Origin of the sequence: Lichenicola cladoniae (genome assembly GCF_013201075.1) — a bacterium.
GTDB lineage: Bacteria > Pseudomonadota > Alphaproteobacteria > Acetobacterales > Acetobacteraceae > Lichenicola > Lichenicola cladoniae.
In genome coordinates this window covers 3,537,001-3,552,962 of record NZ_CP053708.1, presented here as the reverse complement: position 1 = coordinate 3,552,962, position 15,962 = coordinate 3,537,001, and the positions used below count along the sequence as shown (strand labels likewise).

Below are 15,962 nucleotides of genomic sequence, written 5' to 3'. Positions count from 1 at the left end.
GGGCGCCAAACGATGCCCGAACCGACAGGGAGGCGGCCGATGCTGCCCGATGCGCGCATTTCTCTGAGGATCGTGACGGTTCCCGGAGCGGGCTGGCGCGGTTCGATCGGGCGACCCCCGGCCCTCGCGGCCGAGGCCGACGGGTCGACCGTGCTGGTGGCGAGCGTGGCGGACCGGGCAGCGTTGTCGCTGCCGGCCGAGGGCTGGGCGGCTGTCAGGGTTCCGCCATCGAACCGGGTGGCTAGCTCGGCCAGCGGCCCGATAGCCGGACATGCTAGCGGTTGTGCCTGCTGCGTCGCCCGGCCAGCGCTCGCGGTGTTGCTGTCGGAGCTGTTCCAGCAGCGCGCACGCGGAACACTGCCATTGTTTCGCCGGGTTCTGCTGGTGATGTCGGTGTCGGCCGAGAGCGGTTTCAGGCGGTTGGCGACGGACGACAGGTTGGTTTCGGCACTGTTCCGACTGGAGCAGCCGTAGGGAACAAATTCATCCGTTTTCAGGCTATTGCATGCTATGGTTGTTGCTCTTGGCCACACACGTGGCAGCTGCGCCTACCGCTCGGGGAGGGTCCTGAACCCGGCGGCGACCTGACGAAGGAGATCCTGTGGATCAACGCGACGAAAATGCTGGTGACCTCGGCATTCCGCCGGATGCGCCTGCTGCGGGGCACACTGCCAAGATGCCCGAGCCCCTGCTGGTCCGGCTTCGCGCGGTCATGGCGGCGTCGAAATATCACGGTGTAGAGCTCGACCCGAAGACGTTCCGGGCCGAGCCGAACGAGCCGTCGCCGTCGCCCGCCACGCTTGTGCGCTGGCTGGACGACCAGGGCATGGTCGCCAAGGGGATGCACCTGAAGTGGCGCTACCTGCTCCGCATGTTCAACACCCCGCCGGTCGTCCTCATGTTCAAGGACGGCTCCGCAGGCCTTTTCATCTCCGCCGATTATTCGCGCGGCGTGGTCTGGCTGCGCGACCCGATGGGCGACGAGGGCGATCCGTTGGTCGCCGTGGACGAGCTGCGGCTGTCGCAGGTCTGGACCGGCGACGTCCTGCTGATCCGCCGTTCCCGCACCCAGGCGGAGTCCGAGTCGCCGGTCGACATCCGCTGGCTGACCCGGGTCGTGATGCGCGAGAAGAAGTCGCTCCGCGACATCGCGCTGGCCTCGATGGTGCTGTCGGTGCTGACCATCCTGCCCGCCCTGATCATCATGCAGGTCATCAACAAGGTCATCGGCCAGCATTCAATGGCGACCTTATTCTCGATCGTGATGATCATGATCACCATCACCTTCTACGAGACCCTGCTGAGCTATGCCCGGCGCGAGCTGGTGCTGGTCATGACGGCCCGCATCGACAGCCGGATCAGCATCCACATCTTCAACCGGCTGCTGTCCCTGCCGCTGGAATATTTCGAGCGGCAGCAGGCCGGTAACGTGATCGGCCGGGTCATGGCGATCTACAAGGTCCGCGACTTCATGACCGGGTCGCTGCTGCGCACCTTCCTGGACATGTTCACGCTGGTGCTGATCCTGCCGTTCCTGTTCTTCCTGAACGCGACCCTGGCCTGGATGGTGCTCGCCGCCGCCGGAGCGATCGGACTGATCGTGGTCATTTTCATGGGCCCGGTCGCCTACTATGTCGGGCGCGTAACCGGTGCCGAGATGGCGCGCGGCGCGGTGCTCTACGAATCCATCGCCGGTATCCGCACGCTCAAGACGCTGGCGCTCGAGCCGGCCCGTCGCCAGGAGTGGGACGAGAAGACCGCCGAGGTCACCCGCTGGAAGCTCGCAGCCGGCCGCATGAGCAACTGGCCGCAGACCATCATCATGCCGATCGAGATGTTCATCAGCCGCGGCGTGCTGCTGGTCGGTGCCTATCTGGCGCTGAGCGACACCACCGGCGGTGCCGTCGGCGCCGGTGGCCTGGTCGCGTTCATGATGCTCGGTGGGCGCGTGGCCTCGCCGCTGGTCGGCTTCGCCCGCCTGCTCGAGGATTTCACCGAGGTCCGGTCGTCGCTCGAGCAGGCCGGCTCGGTGCTGAACAACCCGACCGAGACCAAGGCGCTGACCACCGGCATGCGGCCCAAGATCCAGGGCGCGCTGTCGTTCATCGACGTGAACTTCGCCTATCCGGGTTCGCCGACCAAGGCGCTGGACGGCGTCGACTTCGAGATCCCGGCCGGTACCATGCTGGGCGTGGTCGGCCGAAGCGGCTCGGGCAAGTCGACCCTCACCCGCCTGCTGCAGGGCGTAAGCCGGAACTATACCGGCTACCTGAAGCTCGACGGCATCGACATGCGCGAGATCAACCTGAACCATCTGCGCCGCTCGTTCGGCGTGGTGCTGCAGGACAACTTCCTGTTCCGCGGCACCATCCGCGACAACATCACCGCCGGCCGTCCCGGACTGACCCTGGACGACGTGGTTCAGGCGGCAAGACTTGCGGGCGCCGAGGAGTTCATCGAGCGCATGCCGGCCGGCTACGAGACCTTCATCGAGGAAGGCTCGACCAACATCTCCGGTGGCCAGAAGCAGCGCCTGGCGATCGCCCGCGCACTGATCTCCGATCCGCGGCTGCTGATCCTGGACGAGGCCACCTCGGCGCTCGATCCGGAGAGCGAGGCGCTGGTCAACGCGAACCTGCAGCGTATCGGCAAGGGTCGGACGATGGTCATCGTGTCCCACCGTCTCTCGTCGTTGGTAGATTGCGACCAGATCCTGGTCATGGAAATGGGCAAGGTGGACGACATCGCCCCGCATAACGTGCTGGTCGAGCGTTGCGCCATCTATCGCCAGCTCTGGCTGCAGCAGAATCGCCACATGAACCCGGACCGCAATGCCGGCCCGGCTCCCATGCTCGCCGAGGGAGATTGACCATGAGCGGCTCTACCGATCTCGTCACCCAGGGCCCGGGCGAAACTCCCGGCCGCAAGCTCGCCGTTCGCAAGCGTCGCAACGACGACGACATGCCTCCCGCACTGCTGGAATTCCATTCCCCCAGTGCCGCTATCGCATCGATGCCTCCGACGCCGTCTGCCCGCTACATCACCTGGATCATTTCCTCGATGTCGCTGGCCGGCATGCTGGTGCTCGCGCTGTTCCCGATCGATCGGGTCGCGACAGCCCCCGGCGCACTCGTGCCCACGGTTCCGACCATGGTCGTACAGCCGCTCGTGACCTCGATCATCCGTTCGATCGATGTTCGCGAAGGCGACGTCGTTCACAAGGGTCAGGCTCTTGCCCACCTGGATCCGACCGTCTCGAATGCCGATGTCACCAACCTGCTGGGCCAGACCCAGAGCTTCCAGGCCGAGGTCGATCGTCTGACTGCCGAGGTGTCGGGAAAGGATTACGTGGTCGATCCGAAGAACCCCGCCTCGACCCAGCAGGAAGCCATCTTCCTGCGCCGCAAATCCCAGAACATTGCCAAGCTGACCGACTACGACCAGCAGATCGCCGGACTGCAGAGCGACCTGGTCGGCTACCAGGCGAGTGCTGCGATGTATGCGGGACGCGTCAAGGTGGCGTCCGACGTGCACAACATGCGGGTCCAGCTCCAGAGGGACCAGGTCGGCAGCCGTCTGAACTCACTGGCGTCGCAGGACGATCTGATGGAAGTCGAGCGCTCGCAGCTGACCTCGCAGCAGAGCGCCACCTCGGCCCGCAACAAGCTGAACGCGATGGTCGCCGAGCGTGACGAGTATGTGCAGAGCAGCAAGGCACAGACGTATCAGGACCTGACCGACGCGCAGCGCAAGCTGTTCGATGCGAGCGGCTCCTACACGAAAGCCAATATGGCCAGCGCCCTGAACGTCATGACCGCGGATCGGGATGCCGTGGTGCTGAACATCGCAAGGGTTTCCACCGGATCGGTCATCAGTGCCGCCCAGCAGTTCATAACGCTGATCCCACTCGATGCGCCGCTTCAGATCGAAGCGAGGCTCAGTGCCGACGACGCCGGTTACGTAAGGGTCGGCGACACCGCCAACATCAAGTTCCAGACGTTCTCCTACACGCAGTATGGCGGTGCCGTCGGCACGGTCACCAACATCAGCGCCAATACGTTCTCGCAGGATCAGACGGAGGCGTCCTCCGCCAGTGCGCCGGCGAACGGGCTGACGACGCCGGGCGGCAGTGCCACGTCGTTCTATCGGGTCCGGATACGCATCGATAAATACACGCTGCATAACGTGCCGAAGTTCTTCAAGCCGACGCCCGGCATGCTCGTTGCGGCGGACATCAATGTCGGCAAGCGGACCATCCTGCAGTTCCTGTTGAGCACGGTCATCCCGACCGCGACCGAAGGAATGCGTGACCCAGGCTGATCGGTTCGCCCGGATGCCGTCCATGTCCGGGCTGCCGCCGCACTGCCCGAAGCATGATTGCCCGATCAGGCTTCGTGGCATGCGGGACCGTCACAGACCTCTTGTTCACGAAGGCTGATGCGAGGTCCGATGGCTAACTTTCTGACCCAGCGCGTCGCTTCGATCTTTTCACCTCGCGCCAAGCTGCGTTACGCGGTGAGCCTGATCGAGGCCGGCGAGGCCGGACGCGCCTTCGCCCCGCTCAGCGCGGCCGCCGGTGCGGGTATTCCCGAGGCGCAGTTCCGTGTCGGCCGTGCCTATCTCGACGGTGCCGGGGTCCCGGTCAGCCGCGAGGAAGGCGCTCGCTGGATGGAGCGCGCCGCCGGGGCCGGCTGGGTCGAGGCACAGGTGGTGCTGGCCACGCTGCATCTGTTCGGACTGGTGGTCGGCGCCAGCGTCGGCGGCATGGTGTTCGCGCCTAGCCCCAACCAGCACGAAGCCAAGCCCGATTTCGAGCGTGCGGCGCTCTGGGCGCGGCGCGCGGCGGATGCCGGATCTCCGGACGGCCAGGCACTGCTCGGCTACATCCTCACCTCCGGACCGCCCGAGATGCGGGACCTCGCCGAAGCCGACGTCTGGTACGGAAAGTCAGCCGATGCCGGCTGTCCGCAGGGGCATCTCGGCGTGGCGCTCGCGAAGCTTCGCAACGCTCTCGACGCCGAAGGGCAGCAGCAGGCCGCATCGAGCCTGGCCAAGGCGGCCAAGGGCGGGCTCGGGACGGCGTTGTATCTGCTCGGCGTGATGACCGAGCGCGGGGCTGGCGTGAAACAGGACATCGCTGCGGCGGTCGACCTCTATCGCCAGGCGGCCGAACGACATGTCCGGTCGGGCGAGGCAAGATATGGCCTGGCGCTGATGGAAGGCCGCGGCGTCGAACGCAGCATCACCAAGGGCGAGTCCTGGCTGCGCCGGGCGGCGCTCGGCGGCGACGCGGAAGCCGCCGCCCTGGTCGGCGACATCTATTCACGCGGCGGTGATCTGCCGCCGAACTACGCCGAGGCTGCAAGCTGGTATGGCCGGGCGGCTGCGGCCGGTCATGCCGCATCGGCGCGTGCGCTCGGGTTGCTCTATCTGACCGGTGCGGGCGTGCAGCGGGATGCCGGGGAAGCGGCGCGGTGGTTCCGGCATTCGGCGGAGCGCGGCGACCAGCTGGCCCATGTCGATCTCGGTAACCTGGTCCTGAGCGGGTCCGGCACCGAGCAGGACCGCGTCGATGCACGGGAGCGGTTCGAGAAGGCAGCCGAAACCGGTGACCTGGTCGCGGCCTTCAATTTCGGCGTGTGCCTGGCGGAGGGTGTCGGCGTCGAGCGCAACGACCGGCAGGCAGCGCTGTGGCTACGCCGCGCCGCGGATGGCGTGGTGAATGCCCAATACTGGTACGGGCGGATGTTGGCCGAGGGTCGTGGTGTCGAGGTCGACCTCAAGGAGGGGCGGGTATGGATCGCCAAGGCAGCCGATGCCGGCCTGCCCGATGCCGAGATGGCTTATGCGGAGATGCTGCTGAGCGGTCGTGGCGGCCCGCGCGATCACCCCGCGGCGCTCGAGATGTTCGTCCGTGCGGCGAAGCAGGGGCACATCGGCGCGACGTTCTCGGCTGCCGCGATGCATGGCGGCGGTCATGACGTTCCGGAAAACCGCATGCTGGCGCAGTCGTATTTCCGCCAGGCCGGCGAGCGCGGGCATGCGATGGCGCAACTCATGCTCGGCCGCTACCTGGCGCGAGGTCTCGCCGGCGAAACCGATGTCGCGGAGGCCAGGCTGTGGCTGCAGCGCGCGAGTGGTCAGGGCATCACCCAGGCGGACACCGAGCTCAGCCGTCTCGGCGCCAAGCCGCAGCCCGTGCAGGCGCCGCTCACCCGCGCCGCGCGCCAGCGCTAGCCAGCTCCCTGTTCCTTTCCCGAACGGACTGCAAAGGCTTCGTCTTCATCGGGGTCCAGGGGTGGAGCCCCTGACCTGCCCCTGCATGCGAACCTGACCCGCGTGCCGAACCCCATCCGCGTTACCGAGGCCGACCGTGCCGTCTGGCGGGAATGGGCGCAGGAGCGCGCGCAGGAAGCATTCCGTCACGGACGCATCGCCACCGATAGCGGCCGGCCGGAGGAGGCGTTGCGCTGGCTCGAGCGCGCGCGCCGTCTCGCGCCCCAGGCCGGCCACGTGGTGTTTCCGCTTGCCGTCGCGCGCCTCAATTGCGGTGACCTGCACGGCGCGATCCGGCTGCTGCAGCCCCTGGTGCAGCAGTTCGATTTCCGCGAGGGGTGGATGATGCTGGCTGCCGTGCGTCGTGCCGCCGGCCTGCCGACCGAGGCGGCGGCCGCGATCGCGGAGGCGCTGTCCCGCAACGCGCCGGACCAGGCGATGCTCGGCCTGCTGTCGGACATCGCGCAGGCGGGCGGGTGGTCCGGCTGGTGCGGGCTCTCGGGCGATGGACGGCTGCATCTGGACCGGGCGCCGGCGACGGTGCGGACCGGTCCGGGGCGCGCCGACCCCGCGGAGCTGCTGTCGTTGCAACTGGATGGCGCACCGGTCCGGGCGCAGACCCGCAAGGGGGTCACCGTGCTGACCGGCGACTGGCGAGGCGGGCACCGGCTTGAGGTGTCGCGTGGCGGCCGGCCGTTGCTGGGCAGTCCGTTGGACATCCAGGCGATCCTGCGGGTCGAGGGGTTCGTGGAGGTCAGGGACGGGCGGCTGACCGGGTGGGTCTGGCATCCCGGAGAGCCGGAACGGATCCCTTTCGTCACGGTCACGCCGGAACGGATCCCTTTCGTCACAGTCACGCCGGAACGGATCCCTTTCGTCACGGTCACGCCGGAACGGATCCGTCTCGGCAGCGTCACGCCGGGCAAGACCCCTGTTGCTGCCGTGGTGCCCGGCGAACGCGCCGGGATGACGGTGGCGATGCCCCGCTTTGCCGACAGCATCGCCAGCGACCGGCCCCTGGCGCGGCCCAGGGAACTGGTGTTTCCGGCGGGCATCTCGGTGTTCGAGACGAACGGGCCGTTGCGGCTGCGCGGTAGCGACGGGCGCGAGTTGCTCGGGAGCCCGCTGGACCCGGGGCTGGAACTTCGGGCGGCGGCGGCCGCCGCACTGCTGCAGGCACGGCACAGCACCGACAGCCGGCGCAGGGATGGACGCCTCCCGCCGATCGACGAAGGCGCGCCGCGCGACCCGATGCCGCCGTTCCTGCCGATCTCGGCCTGGCTGATCGGTCGCTGGCCGGCGATCCGGCCACCCGCGCCGGTCGCCGTGGTGGTGCCGGTCTATCGGCATTTGCGCCGCACGCTCGATTGCCTGCACAGCGTGCTGGCGACCGTGCCCGCGAATACGCGGCTGGTGGTGGTCGAGGATGCCTCTCCGGATGCGCCGCTGATCGAGGCTCTCGTCGAGATGGCGGAGGCCGGCCGGATCCAGTTGATCCGCCATGCCGAGAACCAGGGCTTCCCGGCGAGCGTCAACGACGGCATCGCCGCCTGCGACGGCGAGGATGTGGTGCTGCTCAACAGCGATACGCTGGTGGCGCCCGGATGGCTGGAAGGCCTGCGCCGGGCGGCCTACCACGCGCCGGACATCGGCACGGTGACGCCGTTCTCGAACGACGCCAGCATTCTCAGCTACCCTGACAGCGGCAAGCGCAACAAGGCGCCCGACCGCGCCGGCACGGATGGCCTGATGGCGCTGGCGGCGTCTGCCAATCCGGACCGGGTGCAGGATATCCCGACCGGCAACGGTTTCTGCCTGTATGTCCGGCGGGATTGCGTGGACCAGGTCGGGCTGCTGCGTGAGGATCTGTTCGCGCAGGGCTACGGCGAGGAGAACGATTTCTGCCTCCGCGCCCGCCATCTGGGCTGGCGTCATGTCGCGGCTCTCGGTGTGTATGTCGCGCATTACGGGAACGTCTCGTTCGGTGCCGCCCGGACCGAACTGATGCGGCGCAACCTCGATGTGCTGAACCGGCTGCATCCCGGCTACAACGACATGATCCTCGCCCATATCGCGGCCGACCCGCTGGCGCCGGCCCGGCGCCGGTTCGACCTGGCGCGCTGGGTCCAGGCAAGACGCGCCCGCATTGCGCGCGACGCCGCACCGCGCTCGGTGCTGCTGATCACCCACGACCAGGGCGGCGGCGTGGAGCGCGTGGTGCGGGAGCGCGCACGCCAGCTTCGGACCCAGGGCATCCGGTCGATCATCGTGCGGCCGGAACCGGCCGGCATGGGGCCGGACGGCGAGACCCGGGACGGCGTGATCGTGTCGGACGCGGTCGACGAAACGCCGTATCCGAACCTGCGCTATGCACTGCCCAGCGAACTCGACGCGCTGGTGGCGCTGCTGGGCGCCGAGGGCGTGTTGCACGCCGAGTGGCACAGTCTGCTCGGCCACCACGCATCGCTGCGCACGGTGTGCGACCGGCTCGGCGTGCCCTATGACGCCTATGTCCACGACTATGCCTGGTTCTGCCAGCGGATCGCGTTGGTCGGGCCGAAGGGGCGCTATTGCGGCGAGCCGGACATCGCCGGTTGCGAGGCCTGCGTGGCCATCCAGGGCAGCAACCTGCGCGAGGCGATCTCGATGCCGGACCTGCTGTCGCGGTCGGCAGCCGAACTGAAGGCGGCGCGCCGGGTGATCGCGCCCTCCAGGGATGCGGCCAGCCGGATGACGCGGCACTTCCCGAAGCTCCGTCCGGACATCGTGGCCTGGGAGGATGATCGTCCGGACCTGTCGCTGGAGCGGCTGGCGGCGGTTTCGTCGCTGGCGCCGAGGCCGGGCACGGACCGGCTGCCGCGGCAGGGCATGACGGGGCCGCGCGACATGCGTCCGGGACGGGTGGTGGTGATCGGCGCGATCGGGCGCGAGAAGGGCTACGACGTGCTGCTGGCCTGTCTCGCCGACGCGCGGGCGCGGGCGCTGCCGCTGGAGTTCGTCGTGGTCGGACACACCCCGGACGATACGGCGCTGATGGATGCGGGATGCCTGTTCGTCACCGGCGAATACGGCGAGGACGAGGCGGTCGGGCTGATCCGGTCGCAGGACGCCGACCTGGCGCTGCTGCCGTCGATCTGGCCGGAAACCTGGTGCTTCACGTTGAGTCTCGCCTGGCGGGCGGGGCTGCCCACGGCCTCGTTCGATATCGGTGCACCGGCGGAACGGATCGGGCTCACCCGCCGCGGCGTCGTCCTGCCGCTCGGTTTACCAATTGCAGAGATGAACACGGTATTGCTCAGGCTGTGCAGGCTCGGCACAACCGCGATTCCGCCATCGTCCGCGGCGATGCAACCCATTGCGGAGGTGCGGCCATCGTCGCACGATCGCAGCCCGTATCGATAACCCTCGCCCTCCGGGGCCGCAGAAACGGATATCACCGATGTCGCAGACCAATCCGACACCGAACCAGAAAGTGGTGACGGAGCTCAAGGTTTCAGCACACCTGATGCTGCTCGACCCCGGCCTGTTCTGCGTGTTCCACGCGCCCGGCGGCCCGCTTCCCGACTCCGTATCCGGGCTCCCCGGCGTACGAATTACCCGGCCGCCCGGATCGTCGCCGGACGCCGTCTCGATCAGCACGTTCAACCCGGACGGGTGGCTCGGCGCCGAAACCGGTGCGGCCCTGGTCCGGGTGACGCAGGCACCCTCGCAGGTGCTGGTCACGATCTACCAGACCAGCGACAGCAGCCAGGAAGCGCCCAAGCTCCAGGTGCTGCGCCTGAGCGACGCGGCACCGGCCCGCCCGGGGCAGGCGCCGATCCAGAACGCGGGCCAGGCCGCTCACCCGCAGGCATCACCAGCCGTGCCCGCACTTCCCGGCACGCCGACCACCGCACCTGCCGCACCTCCGGCCAAGCTCGAGGTCGCGGCGCATGTGCAGCGACGCGGCGACCTGCTGACCCTGCTCGGTGAGTGGATGGGCGAGCGCGGCAGCCAGAACTGGATCGAGGGTTTCGCGATCTCGCCGAACCGCTTCGTCGAGCCGGCCGACATCGAGTATCAGGCGGTGCTGGGCAAGGGCTGGCTTTCGCCCTGGTCCGAGGGCGGCCAGTATTGCGGCAGCCGCGGCATGGCGCTGCCGATCCTGGGGCTGCGGGTACGCCTGAAGGGGGACGCCGCCGAGCACTACGATGTCCGTGTCAGTGCAAGCTTTACCGACGGCACCAGCGTCGGACCGGTCGATGCCACCGGAACCGCCGAAGCCCCGAGCCTGGCCCCGCTCGAGGCCTTCATGGTCGAGATCGTGCCGGTGGCCGTAGCCGGCGAACCGGCCCGGGCGACCCAGCCGAATGTCGGCGCCGTTCCGAAAGCCATCAGCGAGCCGGTCGGGGCTCGCGATGCGGTCAGGGCGGCAGCGGCGGTGCTGCGCCGTCCGGGAGCCGCGAAGCCGGAACCGGTGCGAGCCGAGCCACCCCGGCTCAACGCTCCGAAGCCCATCGTGTCGCGGCCGGTCATCAAGGCGCCGCCGCCACTGCCGCCTGGCCGGTCGAGTGGCAAGCCGGGAACCAAGGTGCGTCGCTGACCAAGCCAGCTTCCCGGTTTGTTCATCTCGCCTTCACAACGAAACGTGATTAACCGTCCGGTCACACGTTTCGTTGTACATGATTGGGTCGTTACGGTGTGACGACGGTCGAACGAATGGTGGAACGGTCTTGAGATACTTGTTCGTTCACCAGAACTTTCCAGGCCAGTTCCTGCACCTGGTGCGCCACCTCACGCAGCAGGGCAATCATGAGGTGGTGTTCATCAGCGAGCCGAACACCAACGTGATGCCCGGCGTCCGTCGCATCTTCTATAAGATGCCACGGGGTGCCTTTACCGAAACCCATCCGGCGGCGCAGGAATTCGAGCTCGCCATGCTGCGCGCCGAAATGGTTGCGTTGACCGCACAGACCTTGAAGAAGCTCGGCTTCGAGCCCGACATCATCATCGGTCATCATGGCTGGGGCGAGTTGCTGAACATGCCGGACGTGTATCCGGACACGCCGATGCTCGGGTATCTGGAATTCTATTATCATATCGACAGGTTCGACGTCGGGTTCGATCCGGAATTCCCGGATAATCCCGCCATGTATCCGCGTGTGCGGGCGAAGAACGCGGTCAATCTGCTCGCGTTGAACAATACCGGACGCGGCCAAACCCCGACCTTGTTCCAGAAATCGACCTATCCGGACTGGTCGCATGACAAGATCGACGTTCTGCATGAAGGCGTCGATCTGCAGGCTTGCGCACCGGACGCGTCAGTGGCGAAAAAGGACTTCATGTTGCGCAACGTGGTCGTCTCGCCGGACGAGAAACTGGTGACCTACGTTGCGCGCGACCTGGAGCCGTATCGCGGTTTCCATATCTTCATGCGTGCGCTGCCACGCATCCTGGATGCGCGCCCGGACGCCCGGGTGATCGTGGTCGGCGGCGACGGGGTCAGCTATGGCGCCCGCCTGTCCGAAGGATGCTGGCGCGAGATCCTGACTGCGGAACTCGGTGCCCGGCTGGACCTTTCACGCGTGCATTTCGTCGGCAAGCTCGACTACCAGAGCTACGCCGACCTGCTCAAAAGGTCCGACACGCATGTCTACCTGACCTACCCGTTCGTGGCGTCGTGGTCGTTGCGGGAGGCGCTGGCCTCGGGGTGCGCGGTGGTCGGCAGCGATACCGGGCCGGTGCAGGAGTTCATCCGGCACCGCAAGAACGGATTGCTGACGCCGTTCCACGATCCGGTCGGCGTCGCGGACAGCGTGCTGGAGCTGCTGGAGAACAAGGCGTTGTCCCAGCGGCTGCGTCGGGCCGCGCGCAAGGAGGCGGAGCGTACCCTGTCGATGACCGACTATATCAGCCGGTACGAGGCCCTGATCGAGCGCACTATCGCCGCTGCCTGAAGCGGCGATAGTGCCGGAGCCAGTCAGGCCTTCTGGGCGGCGGCCAGTGACTCGCGGATGATCTGCCCGGCTTCTTCCTTGCCGGCCCAGCCGGTGACCTTTACCCACTTGCCCTTCTCGAGGTCCTTGTAGCGGGTGAAGAAGTGCTCGATTGCCAGCCGGGTGATCTCGGGCAGGTCGCCGATCTCGTGCACGTCGGTGAACTGGGTGTGCATCTTGTCGTGCGGGACACAGATGATCTTCTCGTCCATCCCGCTCTCGTCCTCCATCTTCAGCATGCCGATCGGACGGGCACGGATCACCGCACCCGGAACCATCGGCGCCGGCGCCAGGACCAGCGCATCGGCAGGGTCGCCGTCGGCCGCGAGCGTGCCGGGGATGAAACCGTAGGCTGCGGGATAGGCCATCGGCGTGAACAGGAAGCGGTCCACGAAGATCGCGCCGCTTTCCTTGTCGATCTCGTACTTGACCTGCGAGCCCTGCGGGATTTCGATCACGACGTTGATGTCCCACGGGACGTCCTTGCCGGGGCTGATCTTCGAGACGTCCATCGCGTGCTTCTCTTTGTGTCGAGGGGTTCGGCCGTGTTCGGGCGCGCGACCGTATCGGGGGGACGGCAATTTGCCAAGCAGAAGCCGGATTGTCGCGTCGGCAGCTTGCAAAAACTCGGACGATGCGCGATTCCATGCCCGGCCTGTGCGCCTGTAGCTCAATGGTTAGAGCGGGCCGCTCATAACGGCTTGGTTGCGGGTTCGAGTCCTGCCGGGCGCAGGTCCCTTATTCCTGGTGCCGTCCCGCATTCGACGCGCCATAACTACCCTGTCGCATACCCCTCGTTCCGGGAGCCTCACCATGGCCGCCTACCAATATGTCTATGTGATGAAGGACCTGACCAAGGCCTATCCGGGCGGACGCGAGGTGTTCAAGGGCATCACGCTTTCCTTCCTGCCCGGCGTGAAGATCGGCGTGCTCGGCGTGAACGGTGCCGGCAAGTCGACCCTGCTCAAGATCATCGCCGGGATCGAGAAGGAATATGGCGGCGAGGCCTGGGCGGCCGAGGGCATCAGCATCGGCTACCTGGAGCAGGAGCCGAAGCTCGAGGAGGAACTCACCGTCGGCGAGAACGTGGCGCTGGGCTTCGGCGCGCTGAAGGTGGCGCTCGATCGCTTCAACGAGATCTCGAACAGGTTCGCCGAGCCGATGGAGGAGGACGAGATGAACGACCTCCTCGCCGAGCAATCCACCCTGCAGGAAGTGATCGAGGCCGGCGACGGCTGGGAGCTCGACCGCAAGATCGAGATTGCCTTGGACGCGCTGGCCTGCCCGCCCGCCGAGAGCCCGGTCTCCAAGCTGTCCGGCGGCGAGCGCCGCCGCGTGGCGCTATGCCGGCTGCTGCTCGAGAAGCCGGATATCCTGCTGCTCGACGAGCCGACCAACCATCTCGACGCCGAGAGCGTCGCCTGGCTCGAGCGCACCCTGCGCGACTACGAGGGCACCGTCATGGTCATCACCCATGACCGCTACTTCCTCGACAACGTGACCAACTGGATCCTGGAGATCGAGCGTGGCCGCGGCTATCCGTTCGAGGGCAACTATTCGTCCTGGCTGACCCAGAAGCGCAAGCGGCTGCAGCAGGAGGAAAAGGAGGAGAGTGCGCGCAGCCGTGCGCTCGCCGCCGAGCAGGAATGGATCGGCGCCAGCCCGAAGGCGCGCCAGGCCAAGAACAAGGCTCGCATCGCCAAGTACGAGGAGATGCAGGCGCAGAGCCAGGAGCGTGGCGGCGGCACCGCCGACATCGTCATCCCGCCGGGTCCGCGCCTTGGTGGCACGGTCATCCAGGCGGAGGAGCTCCGCAAGGGCTTCGGCAACCGCATGCTGATCGACGGGCTCGACTTCGCGCTGCCGCCTGGCGGCATAGTCGGCGTGATCGGCCCGAACGGCGCCGGCAAATCCACCCTGTTCAAGATGATCACCGGCGACGACCAGCCCGATAGCGGCTCGCTCCGGGTCGGCGAGACGGTGAAGCTCGGCTATGTCGACCAGTCCCGCAACTCGCTCGACGACAACAAGAATGTCTGGGAAGAGATCACCGGCGGCACCGACATCATCTATCTCGGCAAGCGGGCGGTACCGTCGCGCGCCTATGTCGGAGCCTTCAACTTCAAGGGCGCCGACCAGCAGAAGAAGGTCGGCATTCTGTCCGGCGGCGAGCGAAACCGGGTGCATCTGGCCAAGATGCTGCGGCTGGAGAGCAACGTCATCCTGCTCGACGAGCCGACCAACGACCTCGATGTCGATACGCTGCGGGCCCTGGAAGACGCGCTCGGCGAGTTTGCCGGCTGTGCGGTGATCATCAGCCATGATCGCTGGTTCCTGGACCGGCTGGCGACCCACATCCTCGCCTTCGAGGGCGATAGCCACGTCGAGTGGTTCGAGGGCAATTTCCAGGCCTACGAAGAGGACAAGCGACGCCGACTTGGCGCCGATTCCACCGAGCCGCATCGGATCAAGTACCGGCCGCTGGCGCGTTAAGCGCACGGGGCCGGCGCACGGTCCGCATTCCATGCCGATGGGGCGTTCCGTGCGGACCGGCCGGCTGGTGCTCGCCCCGGTCACCTGGTCCGACATGGACGACATGGCGCGCCTCAAGGGCGATGCCGGCGCGTTCGGCCTGATGCTCGGTGGTGTCCGCCGCCGGGCGGAGGTCGAGGCCGAAATGATCGAGGACCTCGCCTTCTGGGCGCGGCGCGGCGTCGGCATCTTTACCGTGCGGGAAAATGATCAGTTCGTCGGCATGACCGGGCTGCATGAGCGTCCGGACGCGCGCGGACTGGGTCTGAGGTTCGCGTTGTTTCCGGCGGCACGCGGGCGGGGGATTGCTCGCGAGGCGGCGGCGGCGGCGCTGCGGTTCGCCCATGACGCAGGCGAGGAACGGATCATCGCGGTAGCACGCGAGACCAACTTCGCATCCCGCACCACGCTGGGCGGGATTGGCATGACGGTGTTCGACCGCTTCGAGCGCGATGGCTACCGGATGCTGGTCTATGAGAGCGTGCGTGCACCGGGAAGCGGCCTGCATGCGTCACCGTGACGCCTGCAGGCCGCGATCGTCAGGTCAGGACGAGGTGCGTGACACCTGCCTGGAGAGCGCGTTCAGCAGTGCATCGACGTTGTTGCCGTTATGGGCGAGGTAGCTGGCATAGTCGCTGCGCTGGGTCAGGCTCAGGCTCACGCCCTCGGCCACGATGTCCACCACCTTGGGTGATCCGCTCTCGCTGCTGACCATCCACTGGACGTTTGCGGTCGGTTGGCCGGGCCGGGTGATGACGGTCGGTACGGTGCTTTTGCCATCCTGCACCGTGGCCGATCCGGTGGTGATGCTGACCCCCTTGTAGTCGCCGAGCTTGCCCGTGATGCTGTTCACCAGGACCTGATGAAACAGCGTCAGGTAGCGCTGCTGCTGGGACGGCGTGGCGGTGCGCCAGAAGCGGCCCAGGCAGAACCGGCCGATCGCGTCGACATCCACATCCTGGCTGAGCATAGGCAGGATCGCCGCCTTCTTGTCGGCGGTGCTTCCCGAACCGTTGACGACGGCGGTCAGCCTGCTGGTGAGGCCCTGCACGAAGGCGGCGGCTGGGGCCTGCGCCTGCGCGCCGGATGTGAGGGCTACCAGTCCGACCGGCGCCAGTACGAGGGCGCCGACCGATGCGGTTGCAGGCACAAGGGCAGCGAGCATGGCGGCTGTCGCCC

Annotated in this window: 11 protein-coding genes and 1 tRNA gene; 10 read left to right on the top strand and 2 right to left on the bottom strand. The window is 67.2% G+C overall.

The genetic code is table 11. From position 1 onward, the window contains the following. Positions 1 to 39: 39 nt before the first annotated feature. From HN018_RS16100 to HN018_RS16070, 7 genes are all read left to right on the top strand, one after another. Positions 40 to 474, top strand: coding sequence for a hypothetical protein (locus tag HN018_RS16100; protein ID WP_171833111.1), 435 nt, complete (start codon positions 40 to 42; stop codon positions 472 to 474). A gap of 127 nt (positions 475 to 601) precedes the next feature. Then, positions 602 to 2,869, top strand: coding sequence for a peptidase domain-containing ABC transporter (locus HN018_RS16095; RefSeq protein ID WP_408886723.1), 2,268 nt, complete (start codon positions 602 to 604; stop codon positions 2,867 to 2,869). Positions 2,870 to 2,871: 2 nt separating this feature from the next. Next, positions 2,872 to 4,320, top strand: a complete 1,449-nt coding sequence (locus HN018_RS16090; protein WP_171833112.1) for an HlyD family type I secretion periplasmic adaptor subunit — start codon at positions 2,872 to 2,874, stop codon at positions 4,318 to 4,320. 129 nt (positions 4,321 to 4,449) lie between these two features. Next, a complete protein-coding gene (locus HN018_RS16085) occupies positions 4,450 to 6,237 on the top strand; it encodes an SEL1-like repeat protein (RefSeq protein WP_171833113.1) in 1,788 nt (595 codons plus the stop codon). A 102-nt stretch (positions 6,238 to 6,339) separates the two neighbouring features. Then, on the top strand, positions 6,340 to 9,678 hold the full coding sequence (locus HN018_RS16080; RefSeq protein ID WP_171833114.1) for a glycosyltransferase: 3,339 nt from the start codon (positions 6,340 to 6,342) through the stop codon (positions 9,676 to 9,678). A gap of 37 nt (positions 9,679 to 9,715) precedes the next feature. Continuing rightward, positions 9,716 to 10,858 (top strand): hypothetical protein, encoded by a 1,143-nt coding sequence (locus HN018_RS16075; protein ID WP_171833115.1) that lies wholly within the window; start codon positions 9,716 to 9,718, stop codon positions 10,856 to 10,858. 130 nt (positions 10,859 to 10,988) lie between these two features. After that, positions 10,989 to 12,212 carry a glycosyltransferase family 4 protein gene (locus tag HN018_RS16070; RefSeq protein WP_171833116.1) on the top strand — a complete coding sequence of 408 codons (1,224 nt, stop codon included), beginning with the start codon at positions 10,989 to 10,991 and terminating at the stop codon, positions 12,210 to 12,212. A 23-nt stretch (positions 12,213 to 12,235) separates the two neighbouring features. Here the strand turns inward: HN018_RS16070 and ppa are convergent, their stop codons facing one another. Beyond that, positions 12,236 to 12,763 (bottom strand): inorganic diphosphatase, encoded by a 528-nt coding sequence (gene ppa / locus HN018_RS16065; RefSeq protein ID WP_171833117.1) that lies wholly within the window; start codon positions 12,761 to 12,763, stop codon positions 12,236 to 12,238. A 147-nt stretch (positions 12,764 to 12,910) separates the two neighbouring features. Between ppa and HN018_RS16060 the strand changes: the two genes are divergently transcribed. The 3 genes from HN018_RS16060 (at position 12,911) to HN018_RS16050 (ending at position 15,303) form a co-directional block, all read left to right on the top strand. Further along, positions 12,911 to 12,983: transfer RNA gene (locus HN018_RS16060), tRNA-Ile, on the top strand. 81 nt (positions 12,984 to 13,064) lie between these two features. After that, on the top strand, positions 13,065 to 14,744 hold the full coding sequence (gene ettA / locus HN018_RS16055; protein WP_171833118.1) for an energy-dependent translational throttle protein EttA: 1,680 nt from the start codon (positions 13,065 to 13,067) through the stop codon (positions 14,742 to 14,744). A 31-nt stretch (positions 14,745 to 14,775) separates the two neighbouring features. Then, positions 14,776 to 15,303: a GNAT family N-acetyltransferase gene (locus tag HN018_RS16050; RefSeq protein WP_171833119.1), complete on the top strand. Its 528-nt coding sequence runs from the start codon at positions 14,776 to 14,778 to the stop codon at positions 15,301 to 15,303. A gap of 24 nt (positions 15,304 to 15,327) precedes the next feature. Here HN018_RS16050 and HN018_RS16045 read toward each other — a convergent pair whose 3' ends face one another. Further along, the gene (locus HN018_RS16045; RefSeq protein WP_171833526.1) at positions 15,328 to 15,948 is read right to left on the bottom strand and encodes an MlaC/ttg2D family ABC transporter substrate-binding protein; all 621 of its coding nucleotides are present in this window, start codon (positions 15,946 to 15,948) and stop codon (positions 15,328 to 15,330) included. Positions 15,949 to 15,962 lie beyond the last annotated feature (14 nt).

Excerpts from the sequence above, each read along its gene's own strand:
- HN018_RS16045 (WP_171833526.1), bottom strand. The coding sequence starts at position 15,948 with ATGCTCGCTGCCCTTGTGCCTGCAACCGCATCGGTCGGCGCCCTCGTA.
- HN018_RS16100 (WP_171833111.1), top strand. The coding sequence starts at position 40 with ATGCTGCCCGATGCGCGCATTTCTCTGAGGATCGTGACGGTTCCCGGA.
- ppa (WP_171833117.1), bottom strand. The coding sequence starts at position 12,763 with ATGGACGTCTCGAAGATCAGCCCCGGCAAGGACGTCCCGTGGGACATC.
- HN018_RS16050 (WP_171833119.1), top strand. The coding sequence starts at position 14,776 with ATGCCGATGGGGCGTTCCGTGCGGACCGGCCGGCTGGTGCTCGCCCCG.
- HN018_RS16090 (WP_171833112.1), top strand. The coding sequence starts at position 2,872 with ATGAGCGGCTCTACCGATCTCGTCACCCAGGGCCCGGGCGAAACTCCC.
- HN018_RS16085 (WP_171833113.1), top strand. The coding sequence starts at position 4,450 with ATGGCTAACTTTCTGACCCAGCGCGTCGCTTCGATCTTTTCACCTCGC.
- ettA (WP_171833118.1), top strand. The coding sequence starts at position 13,065 with ATGGCCGCCTACCAATATGTCTATGTGATGAAGGACCTGACCAAGGCC.
- HN018_RS16075 (WP_171833115.1), top strand. The coding sequence starts at position 9,716 with ATGTCGCAGACCAATCCGACACCGAACCAGAAAGTGGTGACGGAGCTC.